The sequence below is a fragment of the Acinetobacter calcoaceticus genome, from assembly GCF_051947995.1.
GTDB lineage: Bacteria > Pseudomonadota > Gammaproteobacteria > Pseudomonadales > Moraxellaceae > Acinetobacter.
This window is the reverse complement of sequence record NZ_JBLVVH010000007.1, coordinates 74,406-88,966: the sequence shown is the minus strand read 5'-3', so window position 1 is coordinate 88,966 and position 14,561 is coordinate 74,406. Positions and strand designations below refer to the sequence as shown.

The following is a 14,561-nucleotide window of genomic DNA, read 5'->3' as shown; positions in this document are numbered from 1 at the left end:
GGCACGAAACAGTAGGCTCATGTTAGCATGATCGAATAAATGATGGATACTCAAAACATTAAGGCTATTTAACATGCGCATGACTTTACGCCAATTGGCTGTTTTCGTGGCGGTCGCTCAAGAGGGAACTGTAACCAAAGCGAGTGATGCTGTTCGTCTCACACAAAGTGCAGCAAGTATGGCCTTAGCAGATTTAGAGGATGGTCTGGGTGCACCGCTCTTCGATCGCCTAGGTAAACGATTACAACTCAATGATTTAGGACGTTTTTTACTTCCTCAAGCACTTGAAATTTTAGGGCGTTGCGACGCTTTTGAACAAGCTGCCAAAGGTGAGTTACAGAGCATTGATTTACGTCTTGGGGCAACACTCACTATCAGTGATTATTTAATGCCTGATCTGATGGCTGATTTCTTACAATGTCATCCACAAGCACATCTGCAACTGCAAGTGGGTAATACCCGCCAAATGATCGAAGCAGTGAATCAGTTCCAGCTTGATCTGGCCTTAATTGAAGGTTCCTGTCATTTACCGCAACTGCAATGTATTCATTGGCGCAATGACGAACTGGCCGTGTGCTGTGCGCCGGAGCATCCGCTGGCACAACTCAACCGCCCGATTACACCGGCAGATTTTCATGAAGTGGAATGGATCTTGCGTGAAGAAGGTTCGGGCACACGTGAAGTCTTTGATAATGCCATTTTACAAGATTTACCCGATGCCAATATCCGTTTAACCCTGGGCCATAACGAAGCCATTTTAAAAATCGTCGCCGGTGGTTTAGGCATGTCCTGTATCTCCAAGCTGGCAATTGAACCGCTTCAGGAAAAAGGTCAGTTGGTGATTCTTGATACCCCTTATTGGGAATTAACCCGTCCACTTTATATGCTGGTACATCGTCAAAAATATCAAGGGCCTGGCTTAAAAGCTTTTTTACAATTTTGTGAAGCTCAGATATAACTTTTAAAATAAAAAATGCTTCCATTTGGAAGCATTTTTTATGCAGTTCAATTTAAAAATCGAAGCTCACACCGAGTTTATAAGTACGACCCGCACCAATAATGGCATAATCATTATTAAATACGCCTGCCCAATGCTTTTTATCAGCAACGTTATCAACATTGGCTCTAAAAGTTGTATTTACGCCACCAAGTTTAGTCGCGTACTTAGCGCCTAAATCAACAATCGTATAATCAGGCAGCTCTAAAGTATTTGAATTATTTAAATACTGTTTGCTCACGTAGGTTGCCCGTGTATTTACACTCAAGCCATCAATATGTGGGATCTTATAGTCTAAGCTCAGTCCCGCAGTGAAATCAGGTATGCCATAAACGGTTTTTCCCTCCAGCGCAGGCTTACCAGACTTTACATATTCCGCATCTATATAAGCCAGATGGCCCAATAGACTTAAATCCTCTATCACATTGCCTGAGAATGACCATTCAATCCCCCGTGAACGGGTTTTCGCATCATCTTTTACAGTGGAAGAAGCATTGTCCTGATATACATCTGGTTTTTCAATTTGGTATAGGGCGAATGTATTGAACCATGAACCTGCCTGGTATTTTGCCCCCATTTCATATTGCTTGGTTTGATAGGGAGCAAAAGTTTCACCTTTGTTTTTTGCTTCTGGATAAGTGATGCTGGATACTTCAACGCCTTCAGATAAGCCCTCAACATAACTTGCATACAATGAAAGGTTGTCACCGAAAGGTTTAATCACAATACCCAGGCTTGGAGAAACCTTATCTGCGGAGTAATCAATTTTTTTAAACAAATTTTTGGTATCAATATCCTGATAACGTGCTCCGAGAATCAACTGCAACTTGTCATCTAGCATAGAAAGCTGGTCAGTCAGAGTATAACTCACATAGCGGTTATCTGCATAAGGAACGATGTCAGGATAATTGATCGGCATTGCGCCATTGTCTGCTGGGTGATACAGGTTGGTATCAAAAGCCGATACCGTTGCAGCCGCATGCTGCCAATATTTACGTGTTAAATAATCAGCCCTTAACCCAACTGTATGCTTGATGCTTCCCGTATCGAATTTTGCTTCCAGCCCCGTATTTGCAGCAACATTATGCTCCTGTGTCCCCACTCGATAATATTGGGACTTTGCTGCTCCTGTTTCAGCATTTTGCACAATCATTCGCGTACCAAAAAGATGACCCGAATATTCTTTTTCCGTATATCCCACCGCTGCGAACATTTTTAAATCTGGATTAAATTTATATTCTCCAGACAATCCAGCATATTGGCTATTTTGCTTTCCTTCAATTTTTGGAAAATAGTTATTGTTGCCATCTGGAGCTGCAATGACCTGTTTGATCGTGCCCATTGAGACCATGGCTGGAGAACCACCTTCCCGATGATCCCGCATCGCATAGGCATCAAAATTTAGTTTTAATTGCTCTGTCGTATAATCCAGTGCAAGCACACCTGTTGCATTGCGATCATCCATTCCCTCAATCAGATGTTCTCCGCTACCATAAGATCCGCTTGCTCGGATACCAAATTCTTGATTTGTCCCTAAACGGCGAGAGATATCAACACCAGATTTATAATATCCTCCATCTTCGTAACTGGCAGATACTTGAGTCAGATCTCGATTGGCACGTTTAGTCTGTGCCATGACCACACCACCGACACTCCCTGCTGGCGCCATACCTGCCACTAAAGCATTTGGACCTTTTAATACAGTCACAGACTCAAGAATATCTGTTGGAATACGGCCAGTCGGTGCCATTCCGAACAATCCATTTAGATTGTAGTCTTCAAACCCTACACTAAAACCACGAATCTGAACATTTTCATTTAAATGCCCCGCATTGGTGGTTTCACGAATACTTGGATCATTTCTTAATACTTCTGAAACAGTCTCAGCTTGTTGGTCCTGAATCAGCTTATCCGAATAAGTTGTGACAGAAAATGGAGTATCAATAATGGATTTATTGCCTAAACTGCCTAGGTTTGAATTTTTCTTAAGCTTGCCATTCGCATAACTGTCTTGCTGACCGGCTTTCACCTTAATCGTTGGTAAAACCGTATTTTCATCAGCAACGGCAAACATCGGTAATGCAATGAGAGATAAAAATAATAGATTCTTTTTCATGTAATCAGACCCCGATAAAAATTTGATCACATTATATAAGACAAATTAACAAATGATAATAAAAATCATTAACAGGTAGTAACTATTTCATATTACGCCATTACAGGCCAAATAAAAAAGAGGCGCTAAAGCCTCTTTTCTCATCATATTTAAGTGGATACCTAAATAAACAAAGGATAAATGCCGTGTATTTAGCGACGGAAGTTTGACAATAATGCCGATGTAATCGAATTATTATGCTCTGCAATTTTGGTCTTCTTGGTTTTGGCAGGATTCGGATCAAGACGCTCAATCTTGGTCGCTTTGTACTTCCCGTCATTTTCAACGACGATAAATTTCACTTTTTCATTTCTTTTTGGCTCAGCATCCGCTGGATATTCGGAAATATGAAAAAACACATCCCCTTCAGAAGTGCCAATAAAACCAAAGCCTTTGTCTGGATTATATTGTTTAATTTTGCCTTGATAGAACTCTTGCTTCATGACATTTATCCTATTTTCTCAATGCGATGATGACAGTATATAAAAATAAAAAAGAGACTTTCAATCGATCCCTAAAACAGCTTCAGGATGAGATCAAGTCTCTTTTTATGAATGTGTCAAAAATTAGTCTTTTTGAACACTACCAAAGATTTTATCGCCTGCATCACCCAGACCAGGAACGATATAACCTTCTTCATTTAATCCTTGGTCAATCGATGCAGTATAAATGCGAACATCAGGATGTGCCGCTTCAACTTTAGCTACGCCCTCTGGTGCCGCAACCAGTACCATAACACGAATATCTTTACAGCCACTGGCTTTCAATACATCAATCGCAGCGATAAGTGAATTACCGGTTGCCAGCATTGGATCAATGATCATGGCCAAGCGGTTTGCTACATCTGGTACTAACTTTTTATAGTACGTGCGTACTTCTAAAGTTGCTTCATCACGCTCTAAACCTAAAACACTCACTTTCGCACTTGGGATCAGGCTCAGTACGCCCTCTAACATCCCAATACCAGCACGCAAGATCGGTACAATAGTGATTTTCTTCCCTGCGATACGCTGAGTTGAGACTTTCCCTGCCCACCCATCAATTTCATGCTCAACAACAGGAAGATCCTTTGTTGCTTCATAAGTCAGTAACATCGTGACTTCTTGCGCTAATTCACGAAAGTTCTTGGTACTGATGTCTGAACGACGTAGTAAACCAAGTTTATGGCGAATAAGCGGATGACGAATTTCTTGAATCGACACGAGTGAGTACCTAGGTAATATTAATCTTTGTCTATTATAAAGCGTTTTTTTACTCATCAATAAAAAAGCCCCCAATTTTGGAGGCTTTTTTGTACAAATCAGACGATTACTGTTGTTGAGACAACATAAAGTGCAATGGAGACAAGATCTCAGCCTTCAATGCCAGGTTAATCATCGGATCTGGGTAGACACCCAATACGAATACCAGTAATGCAGCAGCAAGTACCATCAGACCACCCACTTTAGTACCCCAGTGTGCATCAGCATCAATACGAGGTACATCTGGCGGTGTCATGTACATCACCACCATCACACGCAAGTAGTAATACAAACCGATACCACTACCCACAATGATCATCGCAGCGAGGAACCAGTGTTGTGTGGTTACTGCAGCCATCACAACAAGGAACTTACCAATAAAGCCTGCCGTTAATGGAATACCCGCTAAAGACAGCATCATCACAGTTAATGTTGCAGTCAAGATCGGACGGCGCCAGAACAAACCACGGTAGTCGGCAAGACTTTGTGCTTCATCAACGTTGTTGTACGGGCTCGACATCAATGCTACTGCACCGAAAGCACCGATTGTGGTGAGTACATAAGTAATCACGTAAACAGTCACGCTACCTAAGCTTGCATAAGTCATGCTGATTAAAGCAATCAGCAAATAACCAAAGTGTGCAATCGATGAATAACCGAGGATACGCTTCAAGTTGACTTGACGTACTGCAAGTAAGTTACCCACGACAATCGACAATACTGCAATGATGGTAATGATTGTCACGATTGACTCAATCAGGATCGCACCCGAAGTAAGTAAGTAACGGACAAATAGACCAATCGTTGCCACTTTCGCAGCTGTAGCCAAGAAAGTTGCCATTGGCGCTGGTGCACCTGCATACACATCCGGCGTCCATTTATGGAATGGCGCAAGTGAAAGTTTGAATGCCACAGCAAAGATAATTAAGCCTAAACCCAGTAATACCATTGGCTGCTTGATGGCAGTAAACAATGCCTGAACAGAGTCATAGAATGACAATGAACCGGTATATGCATAGATATAGGCCATACCCATCAACAACATTGCAGATGCAGTCGCTGAAAGCACCAGGTATTTAATCCCTGCTTCCAAAGACTGGCTACGTTGATAGGTATACGCCAACATGCCGTACACAGGAATCGACATTAACTCTAAGCTGATGAAGAATGCTGCATAGTGCGAGCTTGCCACCAGTAACATTGCACCTGCAACTGAAGACAGCAGCAAGATGTAAAGTTCTTCCCGGTTTTCCTTATACGTCTCGATATACGCATGAGACAAGGTACAGCACGCCAAGGCAGCAATCAGGATCAGGAATTGATAAAGCATGGTAAATGGATCAACCATAAACATGCCCATCACGTTGACTGGGGCAAAGTGCCCAGTAAACATGGTGTATGCAATAAAGATTGCAGCGAGGTTTAAACCGACAACCGAAGTTGTTGCGATAAGGTTGTGATTACGTTTAATCGCAGTCAGCAACATCACCACAATTGCAGTCAGCGCCACAATCATCACGGGAGCTAAAGGCATCAGCTCGGAAAAAGAAATTGTGAAGTTCATGGTTTATTGCATCTCCACATGTTCAAGTTGAGTTGCAGCCTGTTGAACAGTTTCGACAACTTCTTGTACTGGCATATAACTATTTACCAACCACTGCATGCTTGAATGTGACATATCCAGGAATGTTTGCGGGTAAATACCTAACCAAACCAAGCCGATTACACAGATCATCAGAATGCTGACTTCACGTGCAGACAAGTCTTTAAGCGGAGTGGTATAGTGCTGTTTTTGCTCTGGATTTGGCTCACCAAAGAGTGCTTTGTGAATCAGGATCAAACCGTAAAGACCAGCAAAGACCAGACTCACAGCAGCAATGATCGTGAAGGTTGGATAGGTTTTAAATGAACCCATCAGGATCAGGAATTCACCAATAAAGTTACCCAGACCTGGTACACCCACAAGTGCTGCAACAAAGAACATCAGGAAGAACGGCAAGTATTGAAGCTGACCACGAAGGCCACCCATTAAGCGTAAATCACGCGTGTGTAAACGCTCATAAACTTGTCCCGACATAATGAATAATGCAGCAGATGACAAGCCATGTGCCAGCATCATGATCATGAGGCCCTGGAATGTCAGGATATTACCTGCATAGATTGCAAGCAGGATAAAGCCCATATGCGAAATAGACGTATACGCAAGTAAGCGCTTCATATCTGTTTGCTGGTACGCAAGGAATGCACCGTAGAAAATACCAATCAAGCCCAGAATAATTGCAATGTCAGCGAACTGTGCTGATGCAGCTGGGAAGAATGGAATGACGAAACGAAGCAAACCGTACGCAGCTGTTTTAATCAAGATACCAGCCAAGTCCACAGAACCTGCGGTTGGTGCTTGCGCATGCGCATCAGGCAACCAGCCATGTAATGGGAACACAGGCAATTTCACCGCAAAACCAATAAAGAAACACACCATAAATGCATAAGCCAATGCAGGAATGTGTTGTTCCAAATGGTTGGCAACAGTAATCAAGTAATAATAGTTAAAACTGATCTCACCTGATTGAGAGTATCCATAGATCACCAGACCCAGAATACCAATCAACATGATCAGACCGGCAATTTGTGTATAAAGGAAGAATTTGGTTGCAGCATACACACGTGAACGGCCATTTGAACCTTTATGTCCCCATAACGCAATCAGGAAGTAGATTGGTACCAGCATCATCTCCCAGAAGAAGAAGAACAGGAACAAGTCAATCGCCAGGAATACACCGATAACCCCGCCTAAACTCCAAAGCAAGTTTAAGTGGAAGAAACCAACATTCTTTTGGATCTCACCCCATGAACAGCCAACAGCCAAGATACCCAATAGCGCGGTCAGCAAGACCATGAGCAGAGATAAGCCGTCAATTGCTAAGGTGATATGAATTCCTAAAGTCTGGATCCATGGCACATCAAATACAGCGGCCCATTCTGGAAAGCGTCCGCCTAATTCATAGGTATAAGAACCACTTTGCCATAGTGCGATGCCCAAACCAAACGTAATGAGCATACCAATCAGGGCAATCCAGCGTGGTAAGTGCTGGTCGAATTTATCGACCAGCCAGCAAATAAAACCAGCAATGAATGGAACTAAAATCAGTGCGGGTAAAATTAAATTGTTTTCCATTTTATTTCCCCACAACCTGAATCACGATCAAGATCATCAATAACACCACTACACCGAGTGACATGCTTGATGCGTATTCACGTAATGAACCGGTTTGACGCGAACTTGTAAAGCTATTACCTCCCTTCACAATGGCAGGAAGCACTAACCATAAACCGTCAACTGGATCACGACCTAAAATTTTCGCAATCAATAAATAAGGTTTTACAAATACGATGTCATACAAGGCATCGAAACCGAATGCAGTACGGCAGATATGCGCCAAACCAGAACCCAAAGAAGTCTGGGCAAACGATTTAACTGCACCATATGCAAAGGCAAACAAGAAGATACCCACAGCCAGACCAACAAGGGCAACACCACTTGCTAAATGTTCAGCATGAGAAACAGCAGCTTCTAATGTTTCAGGAATGACAAAACTAGGAATATTTGCAGTCGTCAATAACTTGGCAACCGGTGCTTGCAGGAAGTAACCAATCCCTGTTGACAATGCAGCCAAAATCGCCAGTGGGCCCCAATAGGTCACGCCATGAATGGCATGGGCATGGGTTTTTTCTTCGCCGAAGAATACCACCCAGATTAAACGGAAGGTATAGATCGACGTTAAGAATGCGCCCGCTACACCAACCCAATACAAGGTATTGTAAAGCGGAAGGTTAGCAATAGTCGATTGAGCATATACCGCACCCAGAATCGCATCTTTAGAGAAGAAGCCCACGGTCACGATTGGAAGTGCTGCCAATGCGCCGCCACCGATCACGAAACACCAGAATACGAATGGAATCTTGTGACGTAATCCGCCCATTTTGAAAATGTTCTGTTCATGATGACACGCAAGAATTACTGCACCTGAAGAAAGGAACAATAATGCTTTAAAGAATGCGTGAGCCAACATGTGGAATAAACCCGCCTGGTACGCTTCAGCACCCACCGCCATAAACATATAACCGAGCTGACTCATGGTCGAGTAAGCCAGAATACGTTTGATGTCGGTTTGCACCAATGCGGCAAAACCAGCGACAAGTAAGGTCACTGCACCCGCAATCGAGATGAACTGCATCACTTCTGGCGCCATTTCCATCACAGAGAACATACGGCAGCATAAGTACACACCCGCTGTTACCATGGTCGCAGCGTGGATCAATGCAGAGACTGGGGTTGGACCCGCCATCGCATCGGCTAACCAGGTTTGTAATGGAATCTGTGCCGATTTACCTGCTGCACCCAAGAACAACATCAATGCCGTCCAGATCGACAATGATGAGCTTTGCGTCATCACGGTCGCTGCATTTTCAACAATGTACTGTGTATTCAACGTACCAAATTGTTGATAAAGCAAGAACAATGCGATGAGCAAGAAAACGTCACCCACACGTGTTACGGTGAAGGCCTTGATCGCTGCCCAGCCATTTGCAGGATTTGAGTAGTAGAAACCAATCAAGAGATATGAACACAGACCTACGCCTTCCCAACCCAAGAACAATAACGCCAAGTTATCGCCGAGAACCAACAACAACATGCTGGCTACGAACAGGTTGAAATAAGAGAAGAAACGCGCATAACCTTCTTCACCACGCATATACCATGATGCGAAGATGTGAATCAGGAAACCGACACCTGTGATCATGCCTGTCATCAACAATGACAAACCATCTAGATGCAAGCTGATGCCTGGCTCAAAACCGCCAACACTGAACCAGGTCCATAAGTGCTGCACAAAAACGGTTTGACCGCTGCTGGTAAATGCAAGACCAGCAATTAAAGCAAATAATGCAGATAAACCAACTGAACCGACACCAATAATGGCAGCGACATTTTCAGACAGTTTGTCACGCCCTGCCGCTAAAAGGATAAAACCAATGAGCGGGAATAAAACGGTTAAATATAATGTACTCATCCGCGCATCTCACTAGCAGCATCCACATCCAGGTGATGGAAGCGATGATAAAACTGAAGGACGATCGCAAGACCGATACATGCCTCTGCTGCAGCAAGGGTCAGAATCAGGATGAACATGATTTGTCCATCTGGTTGTGCCCAAACACTACCTGCCAAGACGAAGGCCAAAGCAGCAGCATTCATCATGATTTCAAGGCTCATTAGCATAAATAAAAGGTTGCGTCGCACCATCACACCGTAAAAACCCAGTGCAAAAAGGATGGTTGCAACGATCAAACCATGTTCTAAAGGGATGTGTCCCATTATTCTTTATCCTCTTCTGCACCTGGTTCACGTTTGCCTAAGTGGAATGCTGCAACCAGTGCTGCAAGCAATAACATCGCGGCAACTTCTACCAATAATAGATAGTGAGTAAATAGGGCTTGACCGACGGCTTTAGGGCCAACAACTTCTGTGCCCATTGGCGCAGAAATTGTGGTGTATTCACCGCCTAACATCCATACCAGAATCAAGCCTAACAAGAAGCTCATCAGTGCAGGATATGCCCAGGCATCCGAGGTCAACCATTTACTTTCCTGTTCAATCGTATCCTGTCCAAGATTCAGCATCATGACAACGAAAACGAACAAGACCATGATTGCACCGGCATACACGATGATCTCAAGCGCACCAGCAAATGGAGCGCCTACGATCATGAAAATGCCTGCAACAGCAAGAAGAGAAACGATCAAACTAAGTAATGCATGCACAGGGTTGGTGTTGGTCACAACACGTACTGTCGAAACAATGGCCACAAGTGCCATCAAATAAAATGGCCACATCATGGTAATAAGCTCCGTACATCAACTGGTGCACTTTCTTTTTGTGCCTGACCTTTGTCTTTACCACTCACTGCCATACCGGTAACACGGTAGAAGTTGTAGTCAGGATATTTACCCGGTCCAGAAATGAGTAAGTTTTCTTTCTCATAAACCAGGTCCTGACGGACATATTCACCCAGTTCGAAATCTGGTGTCATTTGAATCGCAGTGGTCGGACAAGCTTCTTCACACATACCGCAGAAAATGCAGCGTGAGAAGTTAATACGGAAAAATTCCGGATACCAACGTCCATCTTCTTTTTCCGCTTTCTGCAATGAAATACAGCCAACCGGACAAGCAACCGCACAAAGGTTACATGCCACACAACGCTCTTCACCATCCGGATCACGTGTTAACACGATACGGCCACGATAGCGTGGAGGTGCAATTTGTTCACCTGGTACTTCTGGATACATGATTGTGTCACGTTTACGCGTGACATGGCTGAACACCATCCACAACGAACGTACAATCGATCCGAATCCAGCTAGAATTTTATACATTTTGTACTCCTTGCTGTCCTAGGCCTGATTCATCAGAATCACAGCACCAGTCACTAACAAGTTGACCAACGCCAATGGCAAACAAACTTTCCAACCAAAGTTCATGACTTGGTCATAACGAGGACGCATTAACGAACCACGAGCCAAGACAAACATCATTACAAAGAATGCTGTTTTAATGATGAACCAGAATAATGGTGGAACAAATGGAATTTCCAGGTTAAATGGTGCAAGCCATCCGCCGAAGAATAAAGTTACGATCAAGGCAGAGATCAATACCACGTTGACATATTCCGCAACGAAGAACATCCCCCACTTCATACCACCATATTCTACGTGGTAACCTTCGGCCAACTCTTGCTCAGCTTCCGGTTGGTCAAATGGATGACGATGCGTAACCGCGACACCCGCAACCACAAAGATCAGGAAGCCCAAGAACTGAGGAATGATGAACCACATATCACGTTGTGCTTCAACAATCTCACGCATGTTGAATGAACCTGCGATCGCCACCACACCCATCAACGAGATACCCAAGAACACTTCATAAGAAATGGTTTGAGCAGCAGAACGCAGACCACCGAGTAATGAGTATTTGTTGTTAGATGCCCAACCACCAAATAGCACTGCATAAACTGCGATACCTGCCATTGCCATAAAGAACAATAGGCCGATACTCATATCCGCAACGCCCAGTGTAGGGCTTACCGGAATGACCATGAATGAAAGTACCGCAGTTGCCATTGCAACTGCTGGTGCTAAACGGAAAGTCAACTTATCAGCAAACTTTGGTGTCCAGTCTTCTTTGAACATGATCTTGAGCATGTCGGCCACGATCTGGAACATACCACCCGGACCAACACGGTTTGGACCATAACGGTCTTGCCATAATGCCAAGAGACGACGCTCAATAAATGACATTAATGCAGCAACCAGAACCACCACCAGCAAGATCACAATGGCTTGAATCACTGAATAAGCGATTGGCCAGTTCTCAGCCCAAATTGGCGTTTGACGTATAATTTCTTGATTCATGAATTACACTCCTACCGCCACAGACACTGGCTCTGCCAATGAAACTGTTGGTGCCAGACCAATTGGATAACCGATATAACCTGTTGGTAAATATTCGATCACTTGTACAGGTAAGCTGATGCTGGTCTCGCCCGCTTGCACGGTAATACGTTGACCATCCTGAACATTTAAACGGGTCGCATCTTGCTCGCCCACCGCAAACATCGCTTCAGGAATACGAGATTCCATCGCAGGTGTTTTAATGGTGAATTCGCCAGAACCAAAAATATGGTGCATTGGTACAAGACGGAAGCTTTCCGGATTCACAACAACTGCTGACGGCGCCACATAGCTACGTGCAGGACGTTTTGCCAAACGATCGAATAAACGAACACCTGAATCACCACCTTTTAAGTGACCGCCCACTTCATCCTGGTATTTGTTCCAAGCTTGTGGTGAGTTCCAGCCCGCAGACCATGCGAATGGGACCAGTGACGATGCGGTCTGATTACCGACATAACCTTCCATCGAGAAGGTTAATGCCGAATCAGGATCAGTCGGTTGTTTCGGTTCGTGAACCGATAACGGCGCACGCATTGCAGTACGGCCAGAGTAACGACGTGGTTCACGCGCAATCTTCAAACCGTGAATACGATAACCCGCATCCGGTGCAACATCTTGAATCGCTTCAAGCACAGGAACATTCTTCACGATGTCATCAATCACATCATCAAGAAGTGTCCAGTCTACCGCTTTGCCTTTAAGACCCGTCTCAACGGCATGTAACCAGCGCCAAGATTCTTTGATCGCATATTCAGGCTTGTAGTAGCTTGGGTCATACACTTGATAGAAACGTTGTGCACGGCCTTCTTGGCTCACGACAGTACCATCCCCCTCAGCAAAGCTTGCTGCTGAAAGTACGATATCTGCAAGTTTCAAGGTTTCAGTTTCGCTATGATCGAGTACGATCACAGTTTCAGCCTTATCAAAAGCAGCTTTAACCTGAGCCACTGGTAAACGACGAGTCAAGTCATTTTCAATCACAACCACTGCATCATAATCTTGTGCAAATGCTTGCTCCAAGCTTAATCCGCCAAACAGCGCCAAGCCCATTGAGTTCACTTCTGGAACAGTCAATGACAAGCCGGCATGTTCACCGAGGTTTTGTGCAACTTGAGCCGCAGCTTCCATGATGGCAGGATCTTGTAAGCTGGTACCCGAGATAATCAATGGCTTTTTCGCAGCTTTCAAGGTATCCGCAATGGTTTGCGCAAATGCTTTTGCATCATCCGCCAAACCAGAAAGCGCTTCACCTTTAACCGCCGCAGCAACCGCGAAACCTAAACGTGCGATGTCATTTGGAGATGCAACCACTTCACCTGTTGCCACATCCGCTAAACGCGTTTGCGTTGCAGCGAGGATATAGATTGGTGATTTTGCTTCTTGACCGATACGTTGTACAGGTTCTGCCAGCCAGTCTGGGGTACGTGTTGCAGCAGCCATTTCTTTGGCTTTATTTTTCGCAGCTTGGCGAACAGATAAAGCCATACGTGGTGCAGTTTGGGTCAAGTCTTCACCCAGGATCAACACGGCATCATAGCTTTCAATTTCACGCATGTTCGGGTTATAGATTCCCTGTGTTTGCATGATTGATGCAGCCAACTCAACCAGATTCTGGTCTTTTTGCGACATCCCGGTTGAATAATTGTCTTGTCCAACCAGTTCGCGAAGTGCGTAGTTTGATTCGAGGCTTGCGCGCGGTGAACCAATACCTAACACTTTCTTGCCTTGCAGTTGGGCAATCACCTGATCCAGTGCCTGATCCACACTCACAGTTGCAACAGTTTCACCATTGCGGAATTGCGGTTGACGTGGACGGTCTGCACGATTCACATAGCCCACACCGAAACGGCCTTTATCGCAAAGGAAGTATTGGTTTACTGAGCCGTTGAAACGGTTTTCAACACGACGGATTTCGCCATAACGCTCACCCGGAGAGATGTTACAACCTGAAGAACAGCCATGACATACGCTTGGCGCATACTGCATGTCCCATTTACGGTTGTAGCGTGCTGAATGCGTCTTATCCGTGAATACACCTGTCGGACAGACTTCAGTCAGGTTACCCGAGAATTCAGATTCTAAAGTGCCTGATTCTGGACGACCGAAGTAGACACGCGATGCGTTGGCATAAACACCAAAGTCAGTACCGCCAGCATAGTCTTTGTAGTAACGCACACAACGGTAGCACGCGATACAACGGTTCATCTCATGCGCAATAAACGAACCTAACTCTTGGTTATAGTGGGTACGTTTGGTAAAGCGGTAGCGACGACGATCGTGCTGGGTCATCACCGTCATATCTTGTAAATGACAGTGACCACCCTCTTCACAGACTGGACAGTCGTGCGGGTGATTGGTCATCAAGAATTCAACGATCGACGCACGGAAATCCGTTGCTTCTTTGTCTTCAATCGAGATATAGGTATTGTCGGCAGCAGGTGTCATACATGACATCACCAAGCGTCCACGTGTGTCCTCAGGATTTGCATACTGAGTCACCGCACATTGACGACAAGAACCAACAGAACCTAAGGATGGGTGCCAACAAAAATACGGGATGTCGATGCCAAGGCTGAGACATGCTTGTAGCAAGTTTTCTGAGCCGTTGACTTCATACGATTTTCCATCGACATGAATTGTAGCCATAGTCGAAT

At 44.6% G+C, this 14,561-nt stretch carries 12 protein-coding genes; 1 reads left to right on the top strand and 11 read right to left on the bottom strand.

Features of this window, described 5'->3' with window-relative positions; all coding sequences use genetic code 11:
- The first annotated feature begins 73 nt into the window (after positions 1–73).
- Positions 74–958 (top strand): LysR family transcriptional regulator GigC, encoded by an 885-nt coding sequence (gene gigC, locus ACNQO6_RS13895; RefSeq protein ID WP_440209337.1) that lies wholly within the window; start codon positions 74–76, stop codon positions 956–958.
- A 52-nt stretch (positions 959–1,010) separates the two neighbouring features.
- Here gigC and ACNQO6_RS13890 read toward each other — a convergent pair whose 3' ends face one another.
- The 11 genes from ACNQO6_RS13890 to nuoG form a co-directional block, all read right to left on the bottom strand.
- Complete coding sequence (locus tag ACNQO6_RS13890; RefSeq protein ID WP_343581060.1) at positions 1,011–3,113, bottom strand: TonB-dependent receptor; 2,103 nt, start codon at positions 3,111–3,113, stop codon at positions 1,011–1,013.
- Positions 3,114–3,304: 191 nt separating this feature from the next.
- Positions 3,305–3,595, bottom strand: coding sequence for a cold shock domain-containing protein (locus ACNQO6_RS13885; protein WP_005283667.1), 291 nt, complete (start codon positions 3,593–3,595; stop codon positions 3,305–3,307).
- A gap of 123 nt (positions 3,596–3,718) precedes the next feature.
- Positions 3,719–4,354 carry a uracil phosphoribosyltransferase gene (gene upp, locus ACNQO6_RS13880; protein ID WP_004770784.1) on the bottom strand — a complete coding sequence of 212 codons (636 nt, stop codon included), beginning with the start codon at positions 4,352–4,354 and terminating at the stop codon, positions 3,719–3,721.
- Positions 4,355–4,460: 106 nt separating this feature from the next.
- The gene (nuoN, locus tag ACNQO6_RS13875; protein ID WP_343581056.1) at positions 4,461–5,957 is read right to left on the bottom strand and encodes an NADH-quinone oxidoreductase subunit NuoN; all 1,497 of its coding nucleotides are present in this window, start codon (positions 5,955–5,957) and stop codon (positions 4,461–4,463) included.
- A gap of 3 nt (positions 5,958–5,960) precedes the next feature.
- Positions 5,961–7,568 (bottom strand): NADH-quinone oxidoreductase subunit M, encoded by a 1,608-nt coding sequence (gene nuoM, locus ACNQO6_RS13870; protein WP_343581054.1) that lies wholly within the window; start codon positions 7,566–7,568, stop codon positions 5,961–5,963.
- A gap of 1 nt (position 7,569) precedes the next feature.
- Entirely contained in the window at positions 7,570–9,465 is a 1,896-nt protein-coding gene (gene nuoL, locus ACNQO6_RS13865) for an NADH-quinone oxidoreductase subunit L (RefSeq protein ID WP_440209336.1), read from the bottom strand.
- The gene (nuoK, locus tag ACNQO6_RS13860; protein ID WP_343581051.1) at positions 9,462–9,770 is read right to left on the bottom strand and encodes an NADH-quinone oxidoreductase subunit NuoK; all 309 of its coding nucleotides are present in this window, start codon (positions 9,768–9,770) and stop codon (positions 9,462–9,464) included. Before nuoK ends, nuoL begins: the two co-directional genes overlap by 4 nt.
- A complete protein-coding gene (gene nuoJ, locus ACNQO6_RS13855) occupies positions 9,770–10,288 on the bottom strand; it encodes an NADH-quinone oxidoreductase subunit J (RefSeq protein ID WP_171062196.1) in 519 nt (172 codons plus the stop codon). Before nuoJ ends, nuoK begins: the two co-directional genes overlap by 1 nt.
- On the bottom strand, positions 10,288–10,830 hold the full coding sequence (nuoI, locus tag ACNQO6_RS13850) for an NADH-quinone oxidoreductase subunit NuoI (protein ID WP_440209335.1): 543 nt from the start codon (positions 10,828–10,830) through the stop codon (positions 10,288–10,290). Before nuoI ends, nuoJ begins: the two co-directional genes overlap by 1 nt.
- Positions 10,831–10,848: 18 nt before the next feature.
- Entirely contained in the window at positions 10,849–11,865 is a 1,017-nt protein-coding gene (gene nuoH, locus ACNQO6_RS13845; protein ID WP_440209334.1) for an NADH-quinone oxidoreductase subunit NuoH, read from the bottom strand.
- 3 nt (positions 11,866–11,868) lie between these two features.
- Positions 11,869–14,553, bottom strand: a complete 2,685-nt coding sequence (nuoG, locus tag ACNQO6_RS13840) for an NADH-quinone oxidoreductase subunit NuoG (RefSeq protein ID WP_440209333.1) — start codon at positions 14,551–14,553, stop codon at positions 11,869–11,871.
- Positions 14,554–14,561 lie beyond the last annotated feature (8 nt).